The 26,329-nt window shown below is 75.6% G+C and carries 24 protein-coding genes; 13 read left to right on the top strand and 11 right to left on the bottom strand.

Annotated elements, in window-relative coordinates:
- Positions 1–26 precede the first annotated feature (26 nt).
- A complete protein-coding gene (locus QE405_RS14420; RefSeq protein WP_307201925.1) occupies positions 27–1,514 on the bottom strand; it encodes an HNH endonuclease signature motif containing protein in 1,488 nt (495 codons plus the stop codon).
- Between the two features lie 636 nt (positions 1,515–2,150).
- Here QE405_RS14420 and QE405_RS14415 point away from each other — a divergent pair.
- Both QE405_RS14415 and QE405_RS14410 read left to right on the top strand, forming a co-directional pair.
- On the top strand, positions 2,151–3,479 hold the full coding sequence (locus QE405_RS14415) for a hypothetical protein (RefSeq protein ID WP_307201923.1): 1,329 nt from the start codon (positions 2,151–2,153) through the stop codon (positions 3,477–3,479).
- Entirely contained in the window at positions 3,476–4,489 is a 1,014-nt protein-coding gene (locus QE405_RS14410; RefSeq protein WP_307201921.1) for an Abi-alpha family protein, read from the top strand. The genes QE405_RS14415 and QE405_RS14410 overlap by 4 nt, the downstream gene beginning before the upstream one ends.
- Positions 4,490–4,498: 9 nt before the next feature.
- On the opposite strand, the gene QE405_RS14405 is transcribed toward QE405_RS14410, so the two are convergent.
- Genes QE405_RS14405 through QE405_RS14385 form a run of 5 tightly spaced genes read right to left on the bottom strand, consistent with a single transcriptional unit; the run spans position 4,499 to position 9,658 of the window.
- Positions 4,499–6,124, bottom strand: a complete 1,626-nt coding sequence (locus QE405_RS14405; protein WP_307201919.1) for a sodium/solute symporter — start codon at positions 6,122–6,124, stop codon at positions 4,499–4,501.
- Positions 6,121–6,546 (bottom strand): hypothetical protein, encoded by a 426-nt coding sequence (locus QE405_RS14400; protein ID WP_307201917.1) that lies wholly within the window; start codon positions 6,544–6,546, stop codon positions 6,121–6,123. The genes QE405_RS14405 and QE405_RS14400 overlap by 4 nt, the downstream gene beginning before the upstream one ends.
- Position 6,547: 1 nt before the next feature.
- Complete coding sequence (locus tag QE405_RS14395; RefSeq protein WP_307201916.1) at positions 6,548–7,360, bottom strand: LytR/AlgR family response regulator transcription factor; 813 nt, start codon at positions 7,358–7,360, stop codon at positions 6,548–6,550.
- A 28-nt stretch (positions 7,361–7,388) separates the two neighbouring features.
- Positions 7,389–8,534: a sensor histidine kinase gene (locus tag QE405_RS14390; RefSeq protein WP_307201915.1), complete on the bottom strand. Its 1,146-nt coding sequence runs from the start codon at positions 8,532–8,534 to the stop codon at positions 7,389–7,391.
- 5 nt (positions 8,535–8,539) lie between these two features.
- Positions 8,540–9,658: a hypothetical protein gene (locus QE405_RS14385; RefSeq protein WP_307201914.1), complete on the bottom strand. Its 1,119-nt coding sequence runs from the start codon at positions 9,656–9,658 to the stop codon at positions 8,540–8,542.
- Between the two features lie 247 nt (positions 9,659–9,905).
- Here QE405_RS14385 and QE405_RS14380 point away from each other — a divergent pair, with 247 nt between their 5' ends.
- On the top strand, positions 9,906–12,383 hold the full coding sequence (locus QE405_RS14380) for a bifunctional metallophosphatase/5'-nucleotidase (RefSeq protein WP_307201912.1): 2,478 nt from the start codon (positions 9,906–9,908) through the stop codon (positions 12,381–12,383).
- 172 nt (positions 12,384–12,555) lie between these two features.
- Positions 12,556–13,293, top strand: a complete 738-nt coding sequence (locus QE405_RS14375) for an oxidoreductase (RefSeq protein ID WP_307201911.1) — start codon at positions 12,556–12,558, stop codon at positions 13,291–13,293.
- A gap of 340 nt (positions 13,294–13,633) precedes the next feature.
- On the opposite strand, the gene QE405_RS14370 is transcribed toward QE405_RS14375, so the two are convergent.
- The 4 genes from QE405_RS14370 to QE405_RS14355 form a co-directional block, all read right to left on the bottom strand.
- Entirely contained in the window at positions 13,634–14,446 is an 813-nt protein-coding gene (locus QE405_RS14370; protein ID WP_307201909.1) for an HAD family hydrolase, read from the bottom strand.
- 61 nt (positions 14,447–14,507) lie between these two features.
- A complete protein-coding gene (locus QE405_RS14365; protein ID WP_307201907.1) occupies positions 14,508–14,852 on the bottom strand; it encodes a hypothetical protein in 345 nt (114 codons plus the stop codon).
- A 39-nt stretch (positions 14,853–14,891) separates the two neighbouring features.
- Complete coding sequence (locus QE405_RS14360) at positions 14,892–16,262, bottom strand: hypothetical protein (protein WP_307201906.1); 1,371 nt, start codon at positions 16,260–16,262, stop codon at positions 14,892–14,894.
- Entirely contained in the window at positions 16,262–16,819 is a 558-nt protein-coding gene (locus QE405_RS14355) for a hypothetical protein (RefSeq protein WP_307201904.1), read from the bottom strand. The genes QE405_RS14360 and QE405_RS14355 overlap by 1 nt, the downstream gene beginning before the upstream one ends.
- Positions 16,820–17,020: 201 nt before the next feature.
- Between QE405_RS14355 and QE405_RS20985 the strand changes: the two genes are divergently transcribed.
- The 6 genes from QE405_RS20985 to QE405_RS14320 all read left to right on the top strand — a co-directional run bounded on the left by QE405_RS20985 (position 17,021) and on the right by QE405_RS14320 (position 22,064).
- On the top strand, positions 17,021–19,348 hold the full coding sequence (locus QE405_RS20985; protein WP_373459468.1) for a TadA family conjugal transfer-associated ATPase: 2,328 nt from the start codon (positions 17,021–17,023) through the stop codon (positions 19,346–19,348).
- Entirely contained in the window at positions 19,345–20,175 is an 831-nt protein-coding gene (locus QE405_RS14340) for a type II secretion system F family protein (RefSeq protein WP_307201902.1), read from the top strand. Before QE405_RS20985 ends, QE405_RS14340 begins: the two co-directional genes overlap by 4 nt.
- Complete coding sequence (locus tag QE405_RS14335) at positions 20,172–20,903, top strand: type II secretion system F family protein (protein WP_307201900.1); 732 nt, start codon at positions 20,172–20,174, stop codon at positions 20,901–20,903. The genes QE405_RS14340 and QE405_RS14335 overlap by 4 nt, the downstream gene beginning before the upstream one ends.
- A 137-nt stretch (positions 20,904–21,040) precedes the next feature.
- Positions 21,041–21,265 carry a DUF4244 domain-containing protein gene (locus tag QE405_RS14330; protein WP_307201899.1) on the top strand — a complete coding sequence of 75 codons (225 nt, stop codon included), beginning with the start codon at positions 21,041–21,043 and terminating at the stop codon, positions 21,263–21,265.
- On the top strand, positions 21,265–21,675 hold the full coding sequence (locus QE405_RS14325) for a TadE family type IV pilus minor pilin (protein WP_307201897.1): 411 nt from the start codon (positions 21,265–21,267) through the stop codon (positions 21,673–21,675). The genes QE405_RS14330 and QE405_RS14325 overlap by 1 nt, the downstream gene beginning before the upstream one ends.
- A 2-nt stretch (positions 21,676–21,677) precedes the next feature.
- Positions 21,678–22,064, top strand: a complete 387-nt coding sequence (locus tag QE405_RS14320) for an Rv3654c family TadE-like protein (protein ID WP_307201896.1) — start codon at positions 21,678–21,680, stop codon at positions 22,062–22,064.
- Here the strand turns inward: QE405_RS14320 and QE405_RS14315 are convergent.
- On the bottom strand, positions 21,971–24,400 hold the full coding sequence (locus tag QE405_RS14315; RefSeq protein ID WP_307201894.1) for a DEAD/DEAH box helicase: 2,430 nt from the start codon (positions 24,398–24,400) through the stop codon (positions 21,971–21,973). The genes QE405_RS14320 and QE405_RS14315 overlap by 94 nt on opposite strands.
- A gap of 178 nt (positions 24,401–24,578) precedes the next feature.
- On the opposite strand from QE405_RS14315, the gene QE405_RS14310 reads away from it, so the two are divergent.
- The 3 genes from QE405_RS14310 (at position 24,579) to QE405_RS14300 (ending at position 26,183) form a co-directional block, all read left to right on the top strand.
- The gene (locus QE405_RS14310; RefSeq protein WP_163772616.1) at positions 24,579–24,926 is read left to right on the top strand and encodes an STAS domain-containing protein; all 348 of its coding nucleotides are present in this window, start codon (positions 24,579–24,581) and stop codon (positions 24,924–24,926) included.
- Positions 24,927–25,047: 121 nt separating this feature from the next.
- On the top strand, positions 25,048–25,203 hold the full coding sequence (locus QE405_RS14305; RefSeq protein ID WP_307201890.1) for a hypothetical protein: 156 nt from the start codon (positions 25,048–25,050) through the stop codon (positions 25,201–25,203).
- Between the two features lie 50 nt (positions 25,204–25,253).
- A complete protein-coding gene (locus tag QE405_RS14300) occupies positions 25,254–26,183 on the top strand; it encodes an NUDIX hydrolase (protein ID WP_307201887.1) in 930 nt (309 codons plus the stop codon).
- The last annotated feature ends 146 nt before the right edge of the window (positions 26,184–26,329 follow it).

Below are 26,329 nucleotides of genomic sequence, written 5' to 3'. Positions count from 1 at the left end.
CGGGCGGCGGGTGGTGCTGGTCGGGGTCAGGTCTTGTGCGTCTGGTCTGGTGCCTCGTCGGGTGGCGGCCAGGGCCGGGTGCCGTCGCGGTCGACGAGGTAGGTCTGACCGTGGGGGCTGGTCCAGATGAGGGCGTTCGGTGGTTCGCCCGTGTCGGGGTGGGTGGGGCGGTAGGTCCAGCGTTTCCCGGTTTTCATCTCGCGGTGGGTCTTCATGCGGTGGTGACGCCGGCAGAGCGGGAAGAGGTTGGCCGTCGAGGTCTGGCCGGGTGGGCCGTTCTCCTCGTAGGCCTGGCAGTGGTCGAGGTCAGCGGTGCGTGAGCTGCGGGTGCAGTACGGGAACACACACCTGGGCCAGCGGACACGGACGTGGTCAGCGATCCGGTCCGGTGGGGTGTAGCCGTTCCCGGCGTCGTCGAGGTTGAGGTCAATGATCGGCTTCACGGTCACCGTCGTGTCGGGGCTGGCGCACCAGGCCTGGACCTGCTCGGCCATGACGGCCCCGCGGGGTAGGCCGGGGGTGTCGAGCCGGGCCAGGTCGATCCCGGTCGTGCCGGTGCAGGCGTCGATCCCCGGGCCGAATCCGTTGAGGGTGCCGGTGATCGCGGCCTGGTCGAGATGGACGAACAGCACGACCTCGCGCCGGGCCCGCTGGACCGGGCGTCGCTCGCTCTCGGCGGACTCGTCGGCCGTGGCGTAGTCGAGGGTCGTGACGCCATCGCACCGTCGCGCGATCTCGCCCAGGGCGATGGAACGCCGTGCGTCGAGGTCCTGACCGCACCCCAGCTCGACCAGCTGCCGCGCCACGTGCGCGACCGTCCGCTCCAAGTCCAGCGCGTCGGCCAGGTCGAGCGTCCCGTGGACGTCCACGGTTCCGCGCAGGGTCCCGGTCAACGCATCCGCGTAGCCCACGTCGCCCAGCTCGATCGTCAGGTGCCGGCCCCCGTCGGCCTCAGCCCGTTCGGCCTCGGTGGTCTCGGGGTCGAACCGAGCCGCCGCCTCCGCCACCAGCCGATCGACCTCGGGACCGGTGGCCTTGCCCGCGACGTACGCCACGTGCCGATCCACGAACCCCGCCGCCTCGAGCGTCAGGGTGCGCGTCGCTTGGGCGACGCGGCGGCCTCGCCAGACGTCGACCTCGCCCGCGGCGATGCGGGCGTGGACCCGGGGGAGCCGGTAGCGCAGCTCGATCGCGTCGCCGACCAGTCGCCGGGCCGCGTCGAACGAGCACCCCCGGGCGGCGGCGATCTCGCCGATGCAGAACTCCGCCACCACCGGCGCACCCGGCCCACCCAGCTCGAGGAACTGATCCCCCGCCAGAGCCTCGACGTAGGACTCCTCGTGCCACTCACCCAACGACGTGAACGGATCCCCCACGACCTCCTCAGAGGTGTGCGCAGCCGCCCAGTCACCCACCGCGACGAACGCAGCCGCCTCCGCGACACGAGCCGCCGTCGTGCGCTCGCGGACCGCGTCGATCAACGCGGTCGCTGTGGTGTGGGTCCCCCGATCCATGACCCCACTCTAGTCGAACACGCATTCGATCACCACCTCTCGGTGGTGATCTGTGGATGACCGATCCGAGGCCGGCGTCGAGTTGCCACGTACGCAGCGACGAGTCCCCGCCCGCTCCGCGGCGTACACGACAACTCGACGCACCGCACCGCGCCGTACAAGGCAACCCGTCGCACCCGCCGCGCCGTTCGACCCAACTCGACGACCCCGCCGCGCCATCCGACCCACCTCGACGCACCGCACCGCGCCGTACAAGCCAACCCGTCGCACCCGCCGCGCCGTTCGACCCACCTCGACGCACCCGCCGCGCCATCCGACCCACCTCGACGCACCGCGCCGCGCCGTCCAACCCAACTCGACGCGCCCGCCGCGCCGTCCAAGCCAACTCGACGACCCCGCCGCGCCGTCCGACCCACCTCGACGCCCCCGCCGCGCCGTCCGACCCAACTCGACGCTCCCGCCGCGCCGTCCGACCCACCTCGACGCCCGTGACCCGACGCCACCCCTGCCGTTCACCCGATGTGACAGCATGGATGTCACGTTTCTGTCCGTCCTACCGGGCCCGTGGCACCCGTCCGGACGCTACGGTGCGGACAGGGACTGACCAGCGGCAACGACGCCGTGCGGCACGAGGTGGTGAGGTCGACGCTCGAAGCAGCGCTGGACTGGCTGCGCGACTACCTCGCGCACATGGACTGGGTCCACTTCTGGTCCATCCCCGTCTTCACCGCCGTGGTCGGTTGGCTCATCAACTGGTCGGGGCTGTGGATGCTCTTCTCCCCGACCCACTTCCACGGCTTCCGCGTGCCCGGTCTCAAGGAGCTCGCGACGGCGTCGCCCCGCAAGGTGCAGGAGATCCCCGGGTTCCTCTCGGGCGGTCTCGGGTGGCAGGGGATCGTGCCCGCCCGCGCCGGCAAGATGGGCAGCATCGCCGTCGACAAGGCGATCGCCAAGCTCGGCACGCCTGCGGAGTTCTACCAGGAGCTCGAGCCCGAGAAGATCGCCGAGCACATCGTCGAGATGTTCTCCCCGGACATCCCGGACCTGGTCGACCAGGTGATGGAGCGCGAGCACCCGCGGCTGTGGCACGACCTGCCGCGTCCCGTGCGCTCGGCCGTCGTGGAGCGGGTGCAGGCGCAGCTCCCGCAGGTGGTACGCCGCGTGACCACCGAGATCGGCATCCACATCGACCAGCTGCTCGACCCGAAGATCATGGTGATCGACCACTTCGAGCAGAACCCCGACCTCGTCGTCCGGATCTTCCGCGACTTCGGGGCGCGCGAGCTGCGGCTCATGGTGGTCTTCGGGGCGATCTTCGGCTTCCTGCTCGGCATCCCGGTCGCGATCATCGACCACGCCTTCGGCCAGTGGTGGGCGCTGCCCGTCATGGGCGTCATCGTCGGCTGGATCACCAACCTGCTCGGCATGTGGCTGATCTTCGACCCGCCGGAGCCCCGCAAGGTCGGGCCGTTCACGCTGCAGGGTCTCTTCCCGCGACGTCAGGCCGCCGCGGCGGAGATCTACGCCCAGCACATCGCGAGCGACGTCATCACCCTCGAGCGCATCGGCGACTTCCTGCTCGACGGCCCGCGCGGCGACCGCACGCGGCAGATGCTGGCGACCGCCCTCAAGCCCGCCATCGACGGCGCCATCGGCCCCGCCCGCGCCGCCGTCCGGGTGGCCGTCGGCACGGCCCGCTTCGACACCATCAAGGACTCCGTCGCCCAGGAGGCGGTGGGCCGCACCCTCAAGCCCTTCCAGGACCCCGTGTTCTCCGCCCGGCAGTCGGAGAAGATCCGCACCCTGATCGCGCAGCGCACGAAGGAGCTCCCGCCGCGGGACTTCGTCGAGATGATGCGAGCGGCGATCAAGGAGGACGAGTGGATGCTCTACGCTCACGGCGCGATCATGGGGGCGGCCGGCGGCTTCCTCCACCTGTGGATCTTCGGAGTGGGGGGTCAGTGAGCGACAGCGGTCAGCACCGTCCTCCGCGCGCCCTGCCCCCGCCGCGTCGTCGCGGCTTCGCGGCCCTCGTCCCGGCCCGACGCAGCTCGCTCGTGCCCACGGCCTTGACCGACGCGATCTCCGACCGGGTGCCGGCGTCGCTGAGCCCGGCCGTCGACGCGCTCCCCGGCCTCGCCCGGATCGCCGCCGCCACGGCGCTGCACACCGCGGAGTGGGGCGTCACCGCCTCCACGCGCACCGGCCTCAAGCTCGCGCGCGCCATGGTGGACCCGCAGGCGGCCGCCGAGCTCTCGCGCGACCTCAACGAGGCCGCGTCCGTGGTCGCGGGCATCGCCAAGGGCGTGTCCGCGGGGCTCCCGCTGTCGCAGGCGGTCGCGCAGCTGCGGCTGCCGGGCGAGACCGCGGGCCCGCCCGTCCCCGAGGGCGGCGGCCTGTCCCGGCGCGAGTCCGAGGCCGAGCGGCTCCGGGCGAAGGGAGCCAAGCTGCTGGAGCAGTCGCGCGACGTGTGGCACCCCGAGACCGGGCACCCGGCGTACGAGCGCATCCTCGGCGACCTCGCCCCCGACGAGGCACGCATCATCGTGCTCCTGCTCAAGGACGGCCCGCAGCCGTCGGTCGACGTCCGCACGGGCGGGCCCGTCGGGATGGTCAACTCGCAGCTCGTCGCGCGCGGCCTCAACATGATCGGCGCGCGGGCGGGGCTGCGCCACGTGGACCTCGTGCCGCAGTACCTCAACAACCTCTCCCGGCTCGGCCTCGTCTGGCAGTCCTCGGAGGCGCTCGAGGACCTCCTGCGCTACCAGGTCGTCGAGGCCCAGCCCGACGTGCTCGCCGCGATGCACTCGGTCAAGTTCCCCAAGGTGCTCCGCCGGAGCCTCCACCTCACGCCGTTCGGCGTGGACTTCGCGCGGATGTGCTTCACGACGGAGGACGAGGCCACCGCGGCCGCGTTCCCCACGCACCTGGCGCCACCTGCCGCCGCCGGCGAGAAGCAGCTGCCGCGCGCCTGAGCCGGTCCCTCACCCCCGGTCCAGCGGCACCGTCTCGGGCGTGTGCAGCCGCACCATGAACCGGTCGACGCCGGCGGGCACGCGGCGCGGGGTGGCCCGGCTGACCAGCACCATGACGGCGAACGCGAGCGGCACGCTCCACGCGGCGGGCTGGGTGAGCAGCGCCGTGCCCCAGCCGCCGCCGGCGTCGGGGACCAGCAGCGCCGCGACCACCCCGACGCCGGAGCCGAGCCCGCCCGCGACGAGCCCGGCGAGCGCGCCGACGTCGGTGAGGCCGCGCCACCAGATCCCCAGCACGAGGAGGGGGCAGAAGGTCGAGGCGGCGACCGCGAAGGCCAGGCCCACGGACCGCGCGACCGGCAGGTCGGGGGAGACCAGCGCCGCCGCGCACGGCACCGTCACCGCGAGCACCGCGCCGACCCGGAAGGCCGTCACGGGCTCGACCCGCCAGCGCGGCAGCAGCTGCCGCACGGGAGCCGGTACGCCGCGCCCCGCCACCGTGCGTCCCCCGCGGCCCGAGGGGGTCACGGCCTGGCTGAGCACGCCCGCGACGGCGATGCAGAGACCCGAGGAGGTGGAGAGGAACGCCGCGAACGCGCCCGCGGTCAGCACGGCGGTGAGGGAGTCGGCGAGCAGCCCGTCGGTCATGAGCCCCGGCAGGCGCAGCACCATCGTGTCGGCGCCGTCCAGCCCGCCGTCGGTGTCGTAGGCGCGGCCGAGCGCGCCGTACACGGGCGGGAGCAGGTAGAAGAGACCCAGCAGGCCGAGCACCCCGAGGGTGGTGCGGCGGGCGGCGCGGCCGTCGGGGTTCGTGTAGAAGCGCACGACCACGTGGGGCAGGCCCATGGCGCCGAGGAAGGTCGCGACCATGACGGAGTAGGTGAGGTAGAGCCCCTCCGGTCCGGCCGCCAGCCCGGAGATGCCGCCGCCGAAGGGCGTCGACCAGCTGTCGCCGCCGCTGCCTCCACCGCCGATGATCCCGGTGCCGAGGTCCCGCGGCAGCGGCCGGCCGTCGCCGTGCCACACGACGACGAGCACGGCCAGCGGGGCGAGGAGGGCGGTGAGCTTGAGCCAGTACTGGAACGCCTGCACGAACGTGATCGAGCGCATCCCGCCCGAGGCCACGCCGACGAGCACGACGAGCGCCACGACCGGTCCGCCGAGCCACGACGGCGCGCCCGTGACGACCGCGAGCGTCAGCCCCGCGCCCTGGAACTGCGGCAGCAGGTAGAGCCACCCGACCGCCACCACGAGCAGGGCCGACACCGCGCGGACCCGGCCCGAGGCCAGCCGCGCCTCGGCGAAATCGGGCAGCGTGTAGGCCCCCGAGCGGCGCAGGGGAGCGGCGACCAGGGCGAGCAGCACGAGGTACCCGGCGGTCCAGCCGACGGGGTACCAGAGCATCTCGGCGCCGTACGCCAGCACCAGTCCGGCCACCCCGAGGAACGACGCCGCCGAGACGTACTCCCCGCCGATCGCCGACGCGTTGAGCATCGGCCGCACCCGCCGCGACGCGACGAAGAAGTCGCTGGTCGTGCGCGACGAGCGCAGCCCCCACGCGGAGATCACCAACGTGACGGCGACGACGGCCGCGACCGCCGCGCCTCCCCAGCGCGGGTCGAGCGGATCGCTCACGCGCCGGCCCCCGATGGCGGCTCCTCGCGGGCGACGAGCTGCGCGAAGTCGCGCTCGTTGGCCTCGGAGCGCCGCACGTGCACCCACCCGAGCACGAAGAGGAAGGGGTAGACCGCCCCCGCCAGCACCGCCCACGCCAGGGGCACCCCCAGCACCCGTACGTCGGCGAGCCCGGGCGCGAGGTAGAACACGACGGGCAGCGAGCCGAGCGTCAGCGCCAGCGTGGCCACGACGGCCAGCCCGAGGCGCAGCTGCTCGGCGAGCAGCGAGCGCAGGTAGACCTCGCCGACCGCCGTGCCCGCGTCGATCTGCTCGGCGCCGGTGGAGCGGCGGGCGCCGCGCCGCGGCGGGCCGGTGACCCGCACGCGCTCCGACGGCGGCCGGGGCCCCGGCGCGTGCTCGCCGGCAGGCAGGTCCGGCACGTCAGCGCGCCCCGACGTACCCGGCCAGCACCTCGCGCAGCGTCCGCGTGTGCCGGCGGCTGACGCCGAGCTCGGTGCCGTCGACGAGCACCGTGCAGCGCCCCGCCTCCATCCGCACCTCCTGCACGTGGCCGAGCGCGACGAGCAGCGAGCGGTGCACGCGCACGAAGCCGGCGTCCGCCCACTCCTCCTCGAGGGTGGCGAGCGGCGTGCGCACCAGGTACGACGCGGACTCGCCCTCCACGCGGGCGTGGAGCCGCGCGTAGTCGCCCTGGGCCTCGACGTGGGTGATCGCCGAGCGCGGCAGGAAGCGGGTGACGCCGCCCCGCTCGACGCGGACCTGCTCGTCGGGGACCGGACGGGGGCCGGTCGGGCCCGGCGCCGACCGCGCGCTCCGGTCGAGCACCCGGCGCACGGCCTCGGCGAGCCGGTCCTCGCGCAGGGGCTTCAGCAGGTAGTCCACCGCGCTGAGGTCGAACGCCTCGAGCGCGTGCTCCTCGTGGGCGGTCACGAAGACGACCGCCGGCGGCTCGCGGAAGGCGGCGAGCACACCGGCCAGCTCCAGCCCCGTGAGGCCGGGCATGGCGATGTCGAGGAAGACCACGTCGATGCGGGCGGCCCCGTCGCCGCCACCGTCGTGGAGCACCCGGAGCGCCTCGGTCGCGGACGGGCACGTGACGACGCGGCCGATGCGGGGGTGTCGCTCGAGGAGCCAGGCGAGCTCGTCGCGCGCCGGCTGCTCGTCGTCGACGACGAGCGCGACCAGCCCGGGGGGTCCCGGAGGCGGCGCCGAGGAGGGAGTGGCCTGGGTCACGGGGGTGACGGTAGCGGCAGCGGGTGGCTCAGGTGTGCACGCCCGGCGCGAACTTCGGGATCCGGACGACCACCTTGGTCCCCGCGCCGGGCGCGGTCTCGACGACGAGGCCGGCGTCCTCGCCGTACGTCGCGCGGAGGCGCGCGTCCACGTTGCCGAGGCCCACGGAGGGATGGGCGCCCTCGGAGGTCCCGGACCCCTCCGCCGTGCCGGCCAGCACGGCGGCGATGCGCTCGGGGTCCTCGCCGGCACCGTCGTCCTCGATCTCGACGACGCAGGTGCGGCCCAGGTCGCGGGCCACGATGGAGACGGTCGTGACGGGGCGCGGCGAGCCGGCCAGGCCGTGGCGGACCGCGTTCTCGACGAGGGGCTGCAGGCAGAGGAACGGCACCGTCACGCCGAGCACCTCGGGGGCGATCCGGAGCCGCACCGCGAGCCGGTCCCCGAAGCGCGCCTGCTCGAGCACCAGGTAGCGCTCGATCGCCCGCAGCTCCTCGGCGAGCGTCGTGAACTCGCCGTGCCGCCGGAAGGAGTAGCGCGTGAAGTCGGCGAACTCGAGCAGCAGCTCCCGCGCGCGGTCGGGGTCGGTGCGGACGAACGAGGCGATGGCGCCGAGCGAGTTGTAGATGAAGTGCGGGCTGATCTGTGCGCGCAGCGCCCGCACCTCGGCCTCGACGAGCCGGGTGCGCGACGCGTCGAGCTCCGCGAGCTCGAGCTGGCCGGAGACCCACACCGCCACCTCGTCGGTGGCCCGCACGAGCCGACCCGTCACCTGCGGGGCGAGCACGGCGAGGGTGCCGACGACGTCATCCTCGACCACGAGCGGGCTCGCGATCGCCCCCCGCAGCACGCAGTCGGGGGCCGCGCAGCGGAGGTCCGCCGGGGTCGCCAGCACCGTGCTGCCCGCCGCGACCGCGCGCGCGGCGAGCACGCCGAGGTCGCCCTCGTGGTGCGAGCCCGCGCCGTCCCACGCGAGCACCGTCGTCGGACCGGTCAGGCCGACGCCGGGCGTGCCGAGGAGGGTGCGCAGGTGCCCGACCGCGCGGGCGGCGCTGTCGGGCCGCAGCCCCTCGCGCAGCGACGGTGCCGCGAGCGACGCCGTGTGGAGGGTGCGGAAGGTGGCGCGGTCCGCCTCGGTGCCGAGCGCGGTACGACGACGGCTCCAGCGGGCCACGCCGGTCAGCGGAAGCGGATCAGCAGGTCGGGGTCGTCCGGCCCGTCGTGCGCGTCGGGCTCGGCGCCGCCGGGCTCGCCGAGCACCCGGAAGGTGCTGAGCGGCTGGGTCTGCTCGCCGCCGGCCGACTCGTCCACGGCGAGCGGAGCGCGCACGGGCGGGATCTCGCCGGTGTCGACGACGTAGGTGATGATCCCCTCCGCCGTGTCGCCCATGTCGAAGGTCGGCCGCGGTCGGGCCGGCGGCGGGTACGCCGGACGCTCGTCGGTGCCGTGCACCGCCGCGCGCAGGGCGTCCGCGTCCATGGCCTCGGTGCTCTCGCCGGTCTCGCGGGGCTCGTGCGGGCCGGCGGTCTCGTCCGCGACCGCGTCCACGTCGTACGGCGCGGGACCGTCCGTCGAGGAGCCCGTCTCGGCCGCGCGGGCCGCCGCGCCGCGGGCCGCGCGCTCGGCGAGGGCGGCTGCCTCGGCGGCGGCGCGGGCGCGCTCGGTGACCATCGCCCACGCCTCGCCGAGCACGGGGGCGCGGTAGCAGTGGCTGACCCACGGCAGCTGCATGCCGTCGGGGCCGCGGCCGTAGTCGTCGTAGAGGCGCTCCGCCTCCTCGACCGCACGGGCGGCCTCGGACTGGCTGCGGGCGAGCACCGCCGGCAGGGCGCGCACGACCTCGCCCAGCGTCTCGCGCGTCACGACCTGCCAGTGCCGGAAGGTGTCGGTGGAGACGGGCCCGAAGTAGGGCGACGAGTCCATCGGACCCGACGGGTCGACGGGGTCGGGCAGCCGCAGGGCCGCACGCAGCTTGCGCACCCACGGGATGCGGTGGTCGTGCGCCTGCACCAGCACGGCGACCTGGCCGCCGGGCCGGAGCACGCGGGCGGCCACCTCGGGCTCGGGGCAGAGGTCGAACGACACGATCGCGTCCACCGACCGGTCCGGCAGGCTCATGGTGCCGTCGAGGCTGGAGCGCACGTCGTACCCCAGCGCGGCGAGCGCCTCCTCGAGCGGAGCGGCGCTGCGGGGGTCGCCCACGAGCACCACGGTGCGCCCCGACGGTCCGGCCAGCCAGGCGGCGGCGTCGGGGGGGAAGGCGGAGGCGGCGCGGGTGCGGTCGGACAGACGGTCCATGGTGGGCCAGAGGCTACCGGCGCGGAGGGGCGCCCGGTCGCTCGCCACGCCGCGCGGCGTGCCCGCTCCGCCGCGTCCGCCGCCGTCGACGGGTCGCGGACCCGGGTCGTCCGCTTGCCCAGTTCGTTACGGATCCTTCATCTCCGTACACGTATCCCTCAGGAGATTCACGGGTTAGCGTGCCGAGGCCACCCCTTACCTTCCGAGAGGTAGACCGTTGTCCCGTTCCCAGACCCACCGCCTGCGCGTGAGCGCTGCCCGGCTGTCGGCGCTCGCCGTCACGGCCGGTCTGTGCGCCGTCGTGCCGGTGGCGCTCGCGCCGTCGGCGAGTGCCGCACCCGTCTCGATCCAGCTCCTCAACTTCAACGACTTCCACGGCCGCATCGACGCGAACACCACCAAGTTCGCCACCACGATCGAGCAGCTGCGGGCCCAGAACCCGAACACGCTCCTCATGAGCAACGGCGACAGCATCGGGGCGAGCATCTTCGCCTCGGCCGTGCAGGAGGACGTCCCGACCCTCGAGGTGCTCAACGCCCTCGACGTCGCGACGTCGGGCGTCGGCAACCACGAGTTCGACCAGGGCTACGACAACCTCACCGGTCTCGTCGCGGACACGGTCGACTTCGACTACCTCGGGGCGAACGTCTACCAGAAGGGCACGGACACGCCGGCGCTGCCGGAGTACGCCGAGTTCGAGGTCGGCGGCCTGACCGTCGGCGTCGTCGGCGCGGTCACGCTCGAGACGCCGGACATCGTGTCGCCCTCGGGCGTCGAGACCATCGACTTCGGCGACCCGGTCGAGGCGGTCAACCGCGTCGCAGGCCAGCTGTCCGACGGCGACGCCGCCAACGGCGAGGCCGACATCATCGTCGCGCAGTACCACGAGGGCGCGAACCTGACGACCGGGCTCGACGCGGCCAAGGCGAACCGGCCCGAGTTCGCGGAGATCGTCGATGGCACGAGCGCCGCGGTCGACGTGATCTTCACGGGTCACACGCACCAGAAGTACGCGTACGACGCGCCCGTCCCCGGCACGGACCGCACGCGCCCGGTGCTGCAGGCGGGCCAGTACGGCGAGAACATCGGCCAGGTCACGCTCACGGTCGACAGCGAGAGCGGTGACGTCTCGGCGTACACGCAGGCGAACGTCGCCCGCGTCGCCACCGCCGACACCACGCTGCCGCGCGTCGCCGCGGTCGACGCGATCACCAAGGAGGCCCTGGAGTACGCGGCCGAGGTGGGCAACGAGCCGGTCGGCGAGATCACCGCCGACATCACCCGCGCCTACAGCGCCCCGGGCGCGACGGACCGCTCGGTCGAGTCGACCCTCGGCACGCTCGTCGGCAACGCGCTGCGCGACGGCGTCCCGGAGAACATCGGCACGCCCGACCTCGGCATCACCAACCCCGGTGGTCTGCGTGACGACCTGCTCTACGCGGGCAACACGACCAGCAACCCGGCCAACACCGACGGTGTCGTCACCGTCGCCGAGGCCAACAACGTGCTGCCGTTCCTCAACAACGTCTCCCTCGTCGAGCTGACGGGTGACGAGCTCGCGCAGGTCTTCGAGCAGCAGTGGCCCGTCGAGGGTCGCAGCTCGACGCTGCGTCTCGGCACCTCCGACAACGTCGCGATCACGACGAACCCGGCGGCCCCCGCCGGCAGCCGCGTCGAGAACATCTGGATCGACGGCGTGCTGGTGCAGCCGGAGGAGACCTACACGGTCTCCACGTTCAGCTTCCTGGCGGGCGGCGGCGACTTCTTCAGCGCCTTCAAACTCGGCACCACGCGCGACACCGGTCTCGTCGACCGTGAGCTCTGGTTCTCCTACCTCGAGGACGCCAGCCCGATCGAGCCCGACTTCGCCAAGCACCAGGTCGTCGCGCCCGGCATGCCCACCGTGCTCGGCATCGGCGACACCGCCGAGATCAGCGTGAGCAACCTCGACCTCACGTCGCTGGGCTCGCCCGCGAACACCGACCTCACGGCCTACGTGGTCGACGAGGAGGGCGAGGTCGTCGACGTCGCCGGCGAGGCGACCGTCACCGCCGGTGCGGCCACCATCGCCGTCGAGGTCCCGCTGTCGGCCTACGAGGGCGACGAGATCTACCTGGTCGCCGAGCCCACCGGAACGGCCGTCGGCCCGATCGCCGTCGTCGACGAGCGCACCGCGTCCACCGCCACCGGCCCGGCCACGGCCGTCACCACCACGGTGGGCAAGGGCGTGCAGGTCCCGATCCGCATCACGTCGGACGCCACCGCGACCGGCACGGTCGAGATGCGCTGGAACGGCTACCGCCAGACGGCCACGGTCGTCAACGGCGTCGCCCGTCCCACCGTCCCGAGCAACTGGAAGCCGGGCACCTACAACATCGGCTTCTACTACAGCGGTGACGCCCAGACCGCCCGCTCCGCCGTCGGCGTGCGGGTCACGATCGGCCGCGCGCCGTCCGTGGTGCTGCTGACGGTGCCGAACCCGGTGAAGGCCGGCGCCACGCCGACCCTCGGGATCCAGGTCGGCAACTCCAGCGGCGTCCCCTACACGGGTCGCGCGAACATCTCCTACGGCGGCAAGGGCTACCAGGTCCTCGTCGTCAGCGGCCGCGCGAAGTTCACGATGCCCCCCGGCCGCGTGGGCAACCACCTCATCACGGTCTGGATCGACGGCAACACCCTCACGGCCCCGTCGGCCTCGACCCGTGGGGTCCGCATCATCCGCTGATCCCCGTACCACCTGCTCCACCAGTCGACAGGGAGTCGCCCCTCGCGGGGCGGCTCCCTGTTGCTGCTCGGGGTGCGTCTCCCCCTCCCGCGGTCGTGGTGCGAGGCCTCCACTTTCCGCAGGCCTGGCACCACGACCGCGGAGGCGGCGGCGGGTCGATACCCTCGCGCTCGTGCCCGACGCCGCGCCCGACCCGCTGAGCCACCTCGTCGCCCTCGAGGGGGTGGGATCGGCGTACGCCGCGGCGCGGGACGGCATCGACGTCATGCTGCGCGACCGGGGACTGCGCCGCACCTCGCCCGAGCTCACCGCCGAGTCCCTGCTGCGGGGGGCCCACGCCAGCGCGGTGCTGGAGGGCTCGGCCTCGACCCTGGCGGAGGTGCGCGAGGGTGCGGGCGACGAGGTCGCCCAGGACGCCGTGCGGGTCTCCACCCAGCTGCTCGGGCTCGCGCCCCAGCTGCGCACGGCGCCGCTCATGGCCTTCGCGCGGCTGCACGCGCTGGCCGCGGCCGGGGCCCTGCCCGACGAGCGTCTCGGGCGCCCGCGGGACGCGGAGAGCGCGGCCCGGCTGCGGAGCACGGCGGACCTGCTGCTCAGCTCCCGCGAGGTGCCGGCGCTGGTCGTCGCGGCCGTCGTCCACGCCGAGATCGCCTGCGCCGCCCCGTTCCCGTCCCACAACGGCATCGTGGCCCGCGCGGCCGAGCGGCTGGTCCTCGTCGCCCGCGGGCTCGACGAGAAGTCCCTCGTCGTCCCGGAGGCGGGGCACCTGGCGGTGCGGGCGGAGTACGAGTCGAACCTCCGCGGCTACCGCAGCGGCAGCGCGTCCGGCGTGCACGCCTGGCTGCTCTACGCCGCCGAGGCCTACGCGGCGGGGGCCGAGGCGAGCCCGCTGCGCCGCGACGCCGTCTGAGGTCGTCCGGGGCCGTCTGAGGTCGTCCGGGGTCGTCCGGGGTCGTCCGGGCAGCAGACGGCCCCCGGAGTCGCGTGGATCCGGGGGCCGTCGCTGACACGCACCGCCGCTGGCTACCAAGCGTGCACTCATCTGCCGCCGCGGGAGTCTCCCGTCGGCGTGCGCCCTGTCAGAAGGGTGGGTCGCCGCGTGGGTACCCGGTGGTGCGTGAAGTCCCTGTGGAGTTCCCGGTTCCGGATCCGGGGTGCTGCGTGGCACCCACTGTGCCTCTGTGATCCACGTCACGCAAGGGTTCCTGGTCGGTAACTTCCGATCCCGGCGTCGTCCCGACCGCGTGCGCTCAGACCGGCTCGCGGCGCCTGCGCACCTGGGTCCAGACCACGCCCGCCACGGTGAGCGCCCCGCCGAGCGCCAGCGCCGCGAGCGTCGGCCCGGCCGGCGGCAGCCGGCTCCGCAGCGCCACGGGCTTGGTGAAGACGAGCACCGGCCACTCGTTCGCGATCGCGACCTTCCGCAGGTCGCGGTCCGGGTTCACGGCGTACGGGTGGCCCACCGCCTCCAGCATCGGCACGTCGGTGATCGAGTCGCTGTAGGCGTAGCAGGCGTCCAGGTCGTAGCCGCGCTCCTCCGCCAGCGCCCGGACCGCGTTGGCCTTCTCCTCGGCGTAGGCGTAGTAGGCGATCTCGCCGGTGTAGCGGCCGTCCTCCTCGACGAGGCGGGTGGCGACGACCCGGTCGGCGCCGAGCATCGCGCCGATCGGCTCCACCACCTCCGAGCCCGAGGTCGACACGATCACGACGTCGCGACCCGCGAGGCGGTGCTCCTCGATGAGGGTGACGGCCTCGTCGTACACCAGCGGGTCGACGACGTTGTGGAGCGTGTCGGCGACGATCTCCCGCACCGTCGCGACGTCCCAGCCCGCGGTGAGCGCGGAGAGGAACTGCCGCATCTTCTCCATCTGGTCGTGGTCGGCGCCGCCGACGAGGTAGACGAACTGCGCGTACGCCGAGCGGAGCACCGCACGTCGGGAGATGAGGCCGCCGGCCTGGAACGGCTTCGAGAACGCGAGCGTGCTCGACTTCGCGATGATCGTCTTGTCGAGGTCGAAGAACGCCGCGGTGCGGCGGCCCTGGGCTCCGGTGCGCTCCGGCATGGTCGTGAGGATAGCCGTCTCGTCCGTCGCCGGTGGGCTGCTGCTCGCGTCGGCCCGGGGGTCAGGAGTAACGCTCGTGCAGCTCCGCGCCCGAGGGTCGCGACCGGAACCCGACGTCGGTGGGACCGATCACGGTGCCGTCGGGGAGCCGCCCCACGGCGTACACGGCGACCCGGCTCCCGTCCCGGCCCAGCACCCGCCCGAATGCGGCGAGGGCCTGCTCGAAGGACGCGGCGTCCGCGACGGCGACGTGCCCGCGCAGGGACCCTCCGCCGCTCGCGTCGGTGCGGAGCAGGAGGTCCTGGTCGGTGACCCCCGGCAGCGCGCGGACGGCGCTGACGAGCTGCGCCTGCACCTGCGCGTCGCTGCGACCGGAGCCGCCCAGCAGCCGCGTCATCCACCCCATGGGCCCATCCTCACCGATCCGGGCGGCCGGCGGGACCCCTCAGTCGGGAAGCCGCTGGACCGGTACGTCGACGGCGGTCGCCCGGCGGCCCGAGCCGTCGGGCCCGACGAGGAACGGCGCCATGGACCCCGAGGACTGGTAGGCCCGCAGCTCCGCCCCGAGCGGGGTGTCGGACGCGAGCGCGTCGTGCACCGAGCGGATGTAGGCCTCGTGGCTGTGGTTGGTGAGCACGTCGTTCCACGCGCCCGGGCTCGGCAGGTCGACGTGCCGGCTGGTCGGGGTGTGGGAGGTGCCGAGGCCCTCGAGGTCGGTGCGGGGGACCGGGTCCAGCGTGTGGCCCATCTGCAGGACGTCGACGCCGCGGACGTCCAGGTGGTCGACCGGGGCGCCGTAGGTGACCATGTTGGTCACGTTGAACCGCTCCCGGAAGGCGGGGTCGGTCGCCAGGTGGCCGGTGATCATGCCGCCCTGGGAGTGCCCCACGAGCAGCACCGGGGAGTCCGGGGGGATCCCGGCGCGCTCCATGGCCGCCCGGACGCTCTCGGCCGCCGCCGTCGGGTTGCCGGCCATGAGCTGCAGGTTCGCCGACAGGTCGCGCGGCATGCTCCCCGCCGACGGCGTCCAGGTCTCGGTGCCGGGGACGTTGACGATGTACGCCGGGGGCCCGGTGCCGTTGTCGACCCGCACGATGCGCACCTCGCCGTTGCTGCCCTCGGCCGTGCCGTTCGCGTAGGCGTCCGTCACCGACTGCATGATCGTGTCGAGGGAGCGTGGCGCCTCGAGGGCGGGGCGGTGGCCGAGCCCGGTGTCGGACGTCGGCACCGCGACCGGGTCGCCGGCCACGCCGCGGCCGCCCGCGAGCCAGCGCTGGTCCACGCCGGTGCCCAGGTTCACGCCGACCCCGAGGGCGGTGCCGACCGTGCCGAGCGCGCTCGCCGCGATGGCGGACACGCTCCAGTCGCGCTGGCCGGTCAGGACGTCGACCACCTTGCCCTGGAGGTCGGTCGCCGCTCCCAGGAAGCGCCCGAGGGCGACGCCGCCGGCCTGCAGGCGGTCACCGATCCAGGCGCCGATGCGGTCGAGCAGACCGCGCTGCGGGGCGGCTCCCGGGCCGGCCGGCGCCGTGCCGCCCTCGCCCGTGCCGCCGGACGCGCGGTCCTGCTCGTCCGCCTCCGCCCGGAGCCGGAGGGCGAGCTCGGAGAGGTGCTCGGCCACCAGCTCGAGGTGGGGGCGCTGGGTGAACGACCAGTCGGAGCGCACCCGCTCGGCGTCCGGGCCCCACCAGTCGAAGTCCGCGAGCGCGGCGTCGAGCCGCGCGGCGAGGGCGTCGATCTGCGCGGCCCCGCCCGTCAGGTCGTCCGCGGCGGCCAGACCGGCCGCCGTGTCCATCCCGTGGGTGACGGTGCTCATCAGGCCGCCCCGGTCGCGGCGAGCGTGCCGACGAGGTGGTCGAGCGCCCCGGCCACGTCCCACTGCAGGGTCGCCGCGATCGCCCCGGCGCGCTCCCGCAGGACGGTGGTCGAGCCGTCCGCGGCGGCCGTGACGGAGTACAGGTCCCGCGCGGTCAGCAGCCACGTGCGCAGCGCGAGGGTGTCGCGCGTCCGCGGCCCGTTCGACCGTGCGTCGGTGCCGGTCGGGCGGGCGGTCACCGTCACGGTGACCGCGTGGCGCACCAGCGCGGGCAGGACGGCCGTCTCCTCCGCGTCGACGGGCACGCGGTCGGCTGCGGGGGTGACGGCGGGCGCCGTGCGCGCCACGCTGTCGGCGGGCAGCAGCGCGCGGACGGTGGGCCAGAGCCGGCTGACGGGGAACTCGCTGATGGTCGCGTCGGGCGAGCCCAGCGGGGTGTGGACGGAGCCGCGACTGCCGACGACGACGAGGTCGCTGCGCGTGGTGCGTCGCCCCGTGGTGACCGCGATCCGGAGGGCGACGTGCGGGGGGAGCGCGGTGGACGGGACGTCGGGCACGGGGGGCCGCCTTTCGACGGGGAGCGGGGACCTGGGGCCAGGGAGCCCACGCTCCCCCCTCCGCCGGGCGTTGGGGAGGTGGAACGTTCCGGGTCGTCCGCGGGCCCGCTCCCCGTCCCCAGGCGCCCTGCCGGACGTGCTCGTCCCCAGGTCCGCCCGGAGCGGTACGCCGCGCCCCGCCCCCGACGCATCGTCGGACCCATGAGACGCCGTCGCCCCGGTCCGACCGCCGCCGAGCTCCGCGCTGCCCCGCCGCCCCCGACCCGCCCGGTGCTCGTGACCCGGGCGGCCGCGCTGGCGGCCCGGGTGGAGCGCCTGGCCGCGGCGTCCGGCACCAGCCTGCACGTGACCGCCGGTGCCACCGAGGCGCTGGCCGCCTGGCGCCGGGCCCCGCTCGTGCTGGTCGGCCAGGACGTCGCGGTCGAGCTCGCGGAGCGGCGCCCGGCGCGGCGCGCGGAGGTGCACGTGGTCGCGAGCGCGGAGGTCGGGCAGGAGGCGCTGCGAGCGGCGCTGGGGCTCGGGGCCGAGGGCGTGGTGGTGCTGCCCGACGGCGAGGCGTGGCTGGGGGAGCTGCTGGCCGCGCAGGAGGCGGTGCCGCACGCCGCGCGCACCGTCGCGGTGGCCGGGGCGACGGGCGGTGCCGGGGCGACGACGCTGGCCTGCCTGCTGGGGCTCCTCGCCGCCGAGGACGCTCCGGCCCTCGTGGTGGACCTCGACCCGGCCGGAGCGGGCGTCGACCGGGTGCTCGGCCTGGAGACGGTCGCGGGCATCCGCTGGTCCGCGCTGGACGACGTCGTCGGCCGCCTCAGCGGTCCGGCGCTGCGTGACGCGCTGCCCGGTCGCGGAGGCCTGCGGGTGCTCGCCTGGGACGACGCGGGCCGCGGCACCGGTGGTGGACGGGGGCGTGCGGACCGGCCGCTGCCCCACCCCGCGGTGCTGGCCGAGGTGCTGGCGGCGGCTGCGAAGGCGCACGCCACGGTCGTCGTCGACGTCGGGCGCCGCGAGGACGCCGGTGGCCGACGACGTGCTCGCCCGCAGCGACCTCGCGGTGGTCGTGGTGCCGGGCACCGCACCGGGACTGGTGGCCGCGGGCCTCCGGGTCGACGGCCTCGGCGCCCGCGTCCCGGTGGGCGTGGTGCTCCGCGGGCGGGCCGCGGACGAGGCCGTCGTGGCGGGTGCCGTCGGAGCCCCCGTCGTCGCGCGCCTGCCCGAGCGTCGCCGCGCGGTCGAGGACGTCCATCTCGGCATCGGTGGCCTCCGGCCATCGCGGGGCCTCGTCCGCGCTGGTCGCGACGTGCTCGCCCTGCTCCCCGAGCACGCGCCGCGGTGGTCGGCGGGAGGGGCGGCATGAGCGCCGCGGTGGGCGCGGTCGGCCCGCTGGTCGACCTCGTGCGCGAGCGGCTCGCCGGTGAGGGTGGCGACGTCACGCCGGCACGGGTCGCGGCCGCGCTGCGGGCCCAGGGCCGCCCGGTCGGCGACGCGACGGTGCTCGCCGTGCACGAGGAGCTGCGTCGGGAGGTGCTCGGGGCCGGCCCGCTCGACCCGCTCCTCCTCCGGCCCGGCGTCTCGGACGTCCTCGTCAACGGCCCGGCGGAGGTCTACGTCGACGTCGGTCGCGGTCTCGAGCTCACCGACGTCCGGTTCCCGGACGAGGCCGCCGTGCGGCGGCTCGCGCAGCGTCTCGCCGCGCAGGCCGGCCGGCGGCTCGACGACGCGGTGCCCCACGTGGACGCCCGCCTCGCCGACGGCACGCGCTTCCACGCCGTGCTGGCGCCGGTCGCGCGCCCGGGCACGTTGGTCAGCCTCCGGGTGCCGCCGCGCGGCCGGTTCGGGCTCGAGGACCTCGAGGCCCGCGGTGCGGTCAGCGGGCCCGGGGCGCGCCTGCTGCGGCGCGTCGTCGCCCGGCGGCTCGCGTTCCTCGTCAGCGGCGGCACCGGCACGGGCAAGACGACCCTGCTGGGCGCCCTGCTCGGCCTGGTGCCCCACGACGAGCGGATCGTCCTCGTGGAGGACGCGAGCGAGCTGCGGCCCGACCACCCCCACGTGGTCGCCCTCGAGGCCCGCCCCCCGAACGTCGAGGGCGCCGGCGAGGTCACCGTCCGCACGCTCGTGCGGCAGGCGCTCCGCATGCGACCGGACCGCCTGGTCGTGGGCGAGGTCCGCGGCGCCGAGGTGGTCGACCTGCTGGCGGCGCTCAACACCGGCCACGAGGGCGGCTGCGGCACCATCCACGCCAACGGGGCGGGCGACGTCGTCGCCCGCATCGAGGCGCTCGCCCAGGCAGCCGGGCTCAGCCGGGCGGCGGCGCACGCGCAGGTCGCCGCCGCGCTCGACGTCGTGCTCCACGTCGCACGCGGCCGTGACGGCCGCCGGCGGCTCGCCCAGGTCGCCGTGCCCGTACGCCGCGACGACGGCCTCGTCGAGACCCGGGTCGCCGTCGCGTTCGACGCCGCCGGTCGCCTCGTCGAGCACGCGGGTGTCGACCGGCTCGCGCGCCTGCTCGACCGCGACGCGGGGGAGCCGTCGTGAGCGCCGTCCCCGACGCCGGTGGACTGCTGCTCGCCGCGACGGCGGCGGCCACCGCGGTGCTGGTCGGGTGGCGACCGAGCCCGGCGACGCCTCCCGGGCGCGCGGGGCCGGTGGCGGGTGGAGGGGCCGGGCCCGCACCTCGTCGGCGCACCGCCGTCGCCGCGGCGGTCGCCGCGGCGGGCACGGCGGCGGCCGTGGTCGGCGGGGTCCGGGCCGCGGTGTGGGCGCTGCTGGCCACCGGTGTCGTGCTGGGAGCGCGCACCCTCCTGCGGCGTCGGCGCGAGGGCCGGGCGGCCGCGCGTAACCGGGAGCGGGTCGTCGGCCTCTGCGAGCTCCTGGCGGGCGAGCTGCGGGCGGGCCGTGCGCCGTCCGTCGCCCTCGCGGCGGCGGGCGAGGAGTGGCCCGCCGTCGACGCCGTGCGTCGCGCCGACGCCCTCGGGGCCGACACCGTCGCCGCGTGGCGGGCCCTGGCCGCCACGCCCGGCGCGGACGCGCTGGACCTGGTCGCCGCGGCGTGGCAGATCAGCGCCCGCACGGGTGCCGGGCTCGCTGACGCCCTCGCACGGGTCGCCCGGCTCGTGCGCGGGACGGAGGCGACCCGTCGTGTGGTCGCCTCCGAGCTCGCCTCGGCTCGAGCCACGGCGCGTCTCATGGCGGGCCTGCCCCTCGTCGCCCTCCTCGTCGGCGGCACGACGGGCGGCAACCCGGTCCACTTCCTCCTCGTCACGCCCCTGGGGCTCGGCTGCCTGGCGGCCGGGCTGGCGTTCGGCGCGGCCGGCCTGCTGTGGATCGAGCGCATCGCGGACGACGTCCTGGAGGTCCGGTGAGCGACGGGACCGGCCTCGTCCTCCTCGCGGCCGTGGGGGCCGCGGCGGCGGTCGCCCTCGCCGTACCGCCGCGGGTCGGCGGGCCCGCACCGCCCGCCGCCGGTCCGCCGGCCCCGCGGGACGACCGTGTGCGGCGGCTGGCCCCGCTCTGGTGTGCCTCCGCCGCCCTCGGTGTCGGCACCTTCCTCAGCGGGCCGCTCGCGTGGCCTGCGGCCGCAGCCGCCGCGGTGGGGCTGTGGGTGCTGCTGCGGCGGGCGGAGCCGGCGGAGGCGCGGCGACGACGAGCCCGCCTGGTGCGCGAGCTCCCGGCCTTCGTCGAGCTGTTCGGGGCGGCGCTGGCGTCGGGCTCCGGGCCCGCCACGGCGCTCGGAGCGGCGCGTGCGGCGCTACCGGGCGCTGCCGCCGACGAGCTCGCCCCCGTCGCCGCTCGCCTGGAGCTGGGCCTCGACGCGGGCGAGGTGTGGACCCGGCTCGCGGCGGACAGCCCGGGGCTGGCGCCGCTCGCGCGCGTCATGGCGCGCTCGCACGAGGCGGGCATGGTCGTCACCGACGCCGTGGCCGCCCTGGCCGAGGAGCTCGACGAGCAGGCGCGCGCCCGGGTCGAGGACCGTGCGCGGGCGGTGGGCGTCCGCGCGGCCGTTCCCCTCGGGTTGTGCCTGCTGCCGGCGTTTCTCCTGCTCGGGATCGTGCCGCTCGTCGCGGCCGCTGTGGAGGGACTGCGGTGGTGACCCGCTCGCTCTCCCCAGGCGGCCCCGGGGAGCCCGTCGTCCCCAGCCTGGTCGTCGTCCCGACCGCGGGGCCCGTCGACGGGCGAGGGTCGTCCCAGGTCGGCGGGACGGTCCCACCGACCGGAAGGGGGATGACCATGCACCTCACGTGGAGCGCGCGGCGACGCGTCGCGCGGCTGCTGGGCCGGAGCGCCGGTGGCGCCCGCGACCAGCGGGGGATCACGACGGCGGAGTACGCCGTGGGCACCGCCGCCGGGGCCGGCCTCGCCGGCCTGGCCTACCAGCTGCTCACCGGTGGTCTCGGCAACCAGATGCTGACGTCGATGTTCGAGCACGTGCTCGGACTCATCGGCATCGGCTGATGGGCCGGCGCCGACCCGCGCGGAGCGGGTGCGTCCTCCCGGCCCGCCTCCGCGCGGGTCGGCGCCGGGACCAGCGGGGAGCCGTCACGGCCGAGACCGTCATGGTGCTCCCGCTGCTGGTGCTCGTCACCCTGGCGCTGACGTGGATGGTCGGGCTGGCGCTCGTGCAGGTCCAGGTCGTCGACGCGGCGCGCGAGGCCGCCCGCGCCGCGGCGCGGGACGACGGCACGGCCGCGAGCGTCGCGGCGGGCCGGCGGGTGGCTCCGGACGGCGCGACGGTGACCGTGGCGACGGGGGAGTCCGAGGTGACCGCGACCGTGCACGTGCGGGTCGAGGGACCTTCCCTCCTCGCCTGGGCGCCCTCGGTGCCGCTGAGCGCAACCGCGGTGGCCGCCCGGGAGGAGCAGTGAGGGTGTCGGGCCACGTCCACGGCGACCAACGCGGCGCGGCCACCGTGACGGCGCTGGCGATGGTTGCCGTCCTGGGCGCCGTCGCGGTGGTCCTCGCGGTGGGGGCGGGGTTGTTCGTCGAGCACCGCCGGGCCCAGGCGGCCGCCGACCTGGCGGCGCTCGCGGGTGCCGGTGCCGTCGCGGAGGGCGACCCGTGCGCGGCCGCCGCGGCGACGGCCGGGCGCAACGGCGCGGAGCTGACCTCCTGCGAGGTGCTGGACCGCGACGTGCGGGTGGTGGTGGCGGTGCGCCGGGACTACCCGGGCGGGTGGGAGGCCGTCGTCGAGGGCGTGGCCCGCGCCGGTCCGGCCGGTCCGGCCCGTCCGCCGGGCGCCGGGGGCGGCGCATGACGCAGCAGCGCGTCGAGCAGCAGCAGCGCCGCGTGCTTGTCCAGCGGGTTGTTCTGGTTGCCGCACTTCGGGGACTGCACGCAGGACGGGCAGCCGTCCGTGCACTCGCAGTCCGCGATGGTCGCCCGGGTCGCGCGGAGCCAGTCCGGCGCGGCCTCGAAGCCGCGCTCGGCGAAGCCCGCTCCACCGGGGTGGCCGTCGTGGACGAAGACGGTCAGCCTCCCGGTGTCGGGGTGGACGACGGTCGACACGCCGCCGATGTCCCAGCGGTCGCAGGTGGCGAAGAGCGGCAGCAGGCCGATGGAGCAGTGCTCGGCCGCGTGGGCGGCGCCGGGGAGGTCCCCGGCGGCGACCCCGCGGCCCTCGAGGTCGGCGACGACGGAGGGCGGGACGGTCCACCACACGGCGGCCGTGCGGAGCGACCGCACGGGGAGGTCGAGGGCCTGCTCGCCGATCACCTCGCCCCCGGGCTCGCGACGGCGGAGGAAGGCGACCACCTGGTGGCTGACGTCGACGGTCCCGAACGCGAGGCGGCACCCGCCCCAGTCGACGCCGCGCTGCTCCTCGACGATGCGGATGTCGGTCACCTCGCGGGCGGAGGTGGAGTACGGCGGGTCCGACCGCTGCAGCACCGCCACGTGCTCGTCGAGGTCGAGGCTGTCGACGAGCCAGGTCTCGCCCAGGTGCACGTAGACCGCGCCCTCGTGCGCCTCGCCGTGCGCCCGCGCGGCGTCGACCGTGCCGATGACGCGGCCGTTCCCGGCCTCCACGAGCTGCACCGGCGCGCCGCCGCTCGACCGCAGGTCGGCGAGGTCGCTCGCCCGCCGTCGGTCGGTCCAGAAGTAGCCCGCCGGCCGACGCCGCAGCAGGCCGGCCGCGAGGAGCTGGTCGAGGAGCACCGGGGCCGTCGGCCCGAAGAGCGGGAGGTCGGCGTCCGTGAGCGGCTGGTCGGCGGCGGCCGCGCAGAGGTGCGGCGCCAGCACGTAGGGGTTGTCGGGGTCGAACACCGTCTGCTCGACGGGCGCGTCCAGGAGCGCCTCGGGGTGGGCGACGAGGAAGGTGTCGAGCGGGTCGTCGCGGGCGACGAGCAGCCCCAGGGAGTCCTGCTGCGCCCGGCCCGCGCGCCCGACCTGCTGCCACAGCGCCGCGCGCGTCCCGGGGAAGCCGACGACGAGCACGGCGTCGAGGCCCGCCACGTCGATGCCGAGCTCCAGCGCGTTCGTGGCCGCGAGGCCCAGCAGCTCGCCGGAGCGCAGGGCCCGCTCGATCTCGCGCCGCTCCTCGGGCAGGTAGCCGCCGCGGTACGACGAGACCCGCGCCGGCAGGCCCGGGTCGACGTCGGCCAGGTGCTCCCTCGCGGTGCGGGCCACCTGCTCGGCGCCCCGCCGCGACCGCACGAAGGCGAGCGTGCGGACTCCGTCGACGACGAGGTCGGTGAGCAGGTCGGCCGCCTCCGAGCCGGCGGCGCGGCGCACTGGTGCGCCGTTCTCGCCCTGGTGCGACGTCAGCGGCGGCTGCCACATGCCGAGGGTGACGCTGCCCCGCGGCGACGCGTCCTCGGTGACCGGCACGACGTCGAGACCCGTGAGCCGGTGGGCGGTGTCGGCGGGCTCGGCCGCCGTGGCCGAGGCGAGCACGAAGGTGGGCTCGCTGCCGTGGTGGGCCGCGATGCGCCGCACCCGCCGCAGCACCTGGGCGACGTGGGCGCCGAAGACCCCGCGGTAGTGGTGACACTCGTCGACCACGACGTACCGGAGCCCCCGCCAGAACGCGGGCCATCGGTGGTGCCCGGGCAGGAGCGAGTGGTGGAGCATGTCGGGGTTGGTGAGGACGTACTCGGCGTGGTCCCGGGTCCAGTCCCGCAGCTCCGTCGGGCTGTCCCCGTCGTGCGTGACCGCGCGCACGCCGGTGCCGAGGCGCTCGACGGCGGCGAGCTGGTCGGACGCCAGGGCCTTGGTGGGCGCGACGTAGAGGGTGGACGCCCCGCGGGTGCCGCGGGAGGTGCGCGCGTCGAGCAGGGTCGTGAGCGCCGGCAGGAGGTAGCCCATCGACTTGCCCGACGCCGTGCCCGTGGCCAGCACGACGTGGGTCCCGCCGTGGGCGAGGTCCGCGGCGGTCCGCTGGTGGGCCCAGGGCGCGGCCACCCCCTCCGCGGCGTACCCGTCGCGCACCGCGGGGTGCACCCAGTCGGGCCACGCGGCGGTCACGGCCTCCCGCCGGGGCAGCACGCGGACGTGCCGCAGGCGCTCGGAGCGGTCGTGCGGCGACGTCAGGCGCGCCAGGGACGCCGCGGGCGAGGCGGTGTGCCCCGCCTCGTGCTCACCGCGACCGTCCATGGGGCGGGAGTCTGGCAAGCGGCACCGACGTTGCTGGCATCGGCGGGGCCCGGCACAGCGGTTCCGGCGTCCTCCTGCGGCCCGTCGGGGGATCATGGTTTGATAGGCCGGGCACCTTCTCGGGTACGGTGCCCGGCAAGTGGCCCGATGCATGCACCCGCGTGCCTGAGGAGACGACGTGGACCTGACTCTTGCGACCAGCGAGGCCGATGGCAAGACCATCGTCGCCGTCGGTGGCGAGATCGACGTCTACACGGCGCCGCGCCTCCGCGACCGCATCACCGAGCTCGTGGCCGCTGGCACCTACGACCTCGTGATCGACATGGAGGGCGTCGAGTTCCTCGACTCGACCGGGCTGGGCGTGCTCGTCGGCGGTCTCAAGAAGGTCCGCGCCAACAACGGCTCCCTGCAGCTGATCTGCAGCCAGGACCGGCTCCTCAAGATCTTCCGGATCACGGGCCTCGCCAAGGTCTTCGTCATCCACGACTCGCTCGCCGCCGCGCTCGCGTCGGCCGACGCGTCCTGACGCCGACCGCCCGCCCCCGGGCGACCGGGGCCGACGCGTTCCTTAACCTCCCCGGAGGTTTCCCACCGGTGGCCGCGGGCACCGTCCCTCCGGTGTCCGCGCACGCGAGGGAGGAGAGGCCGTGAACGACCAGTTCGACGTGACCCTCGAGGACTCCGTGCTGCTGGGCGAGGTCGAGCTCACCACCAATCTCATGGTCGCGGCCAGCCGCTCCGAGCGTCACCTCACGACCGAGGAGATCGACCGCATCCTCGGTGTCACCCCCGACGACGACTGAGCCCTCCGCCCGTCCGGGAGTCTCGGGCCCGGGGTGTGAGGATGGTGCCCATGTCGCGCCGCCTCCCCGGGTCCGTCCCCCGCGAGCAGCTGCCGCCGTCCGCCGGGACCGGTGCGGGCGACCGGCCGGCCGTGCGCGCGGCGGGTGCCGTCGTGACGCGACCCGGCAAGGAGGTCCTCCTCGTCCACCGTCCGCGGTACGACGACTGGTCCTTCCCGAAGGGCAAGGTCGACCGCGGGGAGCACGTGGTCGCGACCGCGGTGCGGGAGGTCGAGGAGGAGACCGGGCTCCGGGTCCGCCTGGGCGCCCCGTTGGCCGACCAGCACTACGGTGTCGTCGGTCGTGGCGGCCCCCGCGCGAAGACGGTCTCCTACTGGTCCGCCCGCGTGGTCGGCGACGACGAGGTGGCCGGCTACCGGCGCGGCGAGGAGATCGACGAGGCCGCCTGGGTGCCGGTCGCCGAGGCCCGGGACCGCCTCACCTACCCCCACGACGTCGCCACCCTCGACGAGGCGATGGCCCGCCCGCGGCGCACGTCGACCCTCGTCGTCCTCCGCCACGGCCTCTCCCGCTCGCGCGACCGCTGGCGCGCCGACGACCGGGTGCGCCCCCTGCTGGCGGGCGGCCACGACCAGGCGCGCCGCTGGGTGCCGCTGCTCGCGGCGTACGGCGTGGGTTCCGTCGTGAGCTCCCCGAGCACGCGCTGCGTGCAGAGCGTGCAGCCCTTCCTCGACGCGCAGGACCTCACGCCGCGGCTCGAGCCGGTGCTGAGCGAGGAGGACGCGAACGCGGCGGGGGTGCGTCGTCTGGTGGCGCGCCTGCTCGAGGAGCCTCGCACGGTCCTGTGCACGCACCGCCCGGTGCTGCCGCTCGTGCTCGACGCGCTCGGGGTCGCGCCGGTGGCCCTCGACAAGGGCGCGGCGCTCGTCGTCCACCACCGCCGCGGCCGCGTCGTCGCCACGGAGGTCACGACCGCGTAACGGTGAGTGTGGTCCAGGTCATGCCGTCAAGGGTGCACCGGTCCAGTTCACCCGATGCTCACCGTCTGCCCGACCTCGCGTCTGCCGATGGGTCACCACCGTTCACTGCTCGTTCACTGACGCCGACGGATCCGTACACCAAGTCT

Source organism: Nocardioides zeae (genome assembly GCF_030818655.1).
In the GTDB taxonomy this organism is placed as follows: Bacteria; Actinomycetota; Actinomycetes; order Propionibacteriales; family Nocardioidaceae; genus Nocardioides; species Nocardioides zeae_A.
This window is presented reverse-complemented; position numbering and strand designations above follow the sequence as displayed.

What these genes read in the sequence shown, in the direction of transcription:
- QE405_RS20985 (WP_373459468.1), top strand. Translation starts at nt 17,021, where the DNA reads ATGAGACGCCGTCGCCCCGGTCCGACCGCCGCCGAGCTCCGCGCTGCC.
- QE405_RS14360 (WP_307201906.1), bottom strand. Translation starts at nt 16,262, where the DNA reads ATGAGCACCGTCACCCACGGGATGGACACGGCGGCCGGTCTGGCCGCC.
- QE405_RS14330 (WP_307201899.1), top strand. Translation starts at nt 21,041, where the DNA reads ATGCACCTCACGTGGAGCGCGCGGCGACGCGTCGCGCGGCTGCTGGGC.
- QE405_RS14315 (WP_307201894.1), bottom strand. Translation starts at nt 24,400, where the DNA reads ATGGACGGTCGCGGTGAGCACGAGGCGGGGCACACCGCCTCGCCCGCG.
- QE405_RS14300 (WP_307201887.1), top strand. Translation starts at nt 25,254, where the DNA reads ATGTCGCGCCGCCTCCCCGGGTCCGTCCCCCGCGAGCAGCTGCCGCCG.
- QE405_RS14365 (WP_307201907.1), bottom strand. Translation starts at nt 14,852, where the DNA reads ATGGGGTGGATGACGCGGCTGCTGGGCGGCTCCGGTCGCAGCGACGCG.
- QE405_RS14385 (WP_307201914.1), bottom strand. Translation starts at nt 9,658, where the DNA reads ATGGACCGTCTGTCCGACCGCACCCGCGCCGCCTCCGCCTTCCCCCCC.
- QE405_RS14370 (WP_307201909.1), bottom strand. Translation starts at nt 14,446, where the DNA reads ATGCCGGAGCGCACCGGAGCCCAGGGCCGCCGCACCGCGGCGTTCTTC.
- QE405_RS14420 (WP_307201925.1), bottom strand. Translation starts at nt 1,514, where the DNA reads ATGGATCGGGGGACCCACACCACAGCGACCGCGTTGATCGACGCGGTC.
- QE405_RS14325 (WP_307201897.1), top strand. Translation starts at nt 21,265, where the DNA reads ATGGGCCGGCGCCGACCCGCGCGGAGCGGGTGCGTCCTCCCGGCCCGC.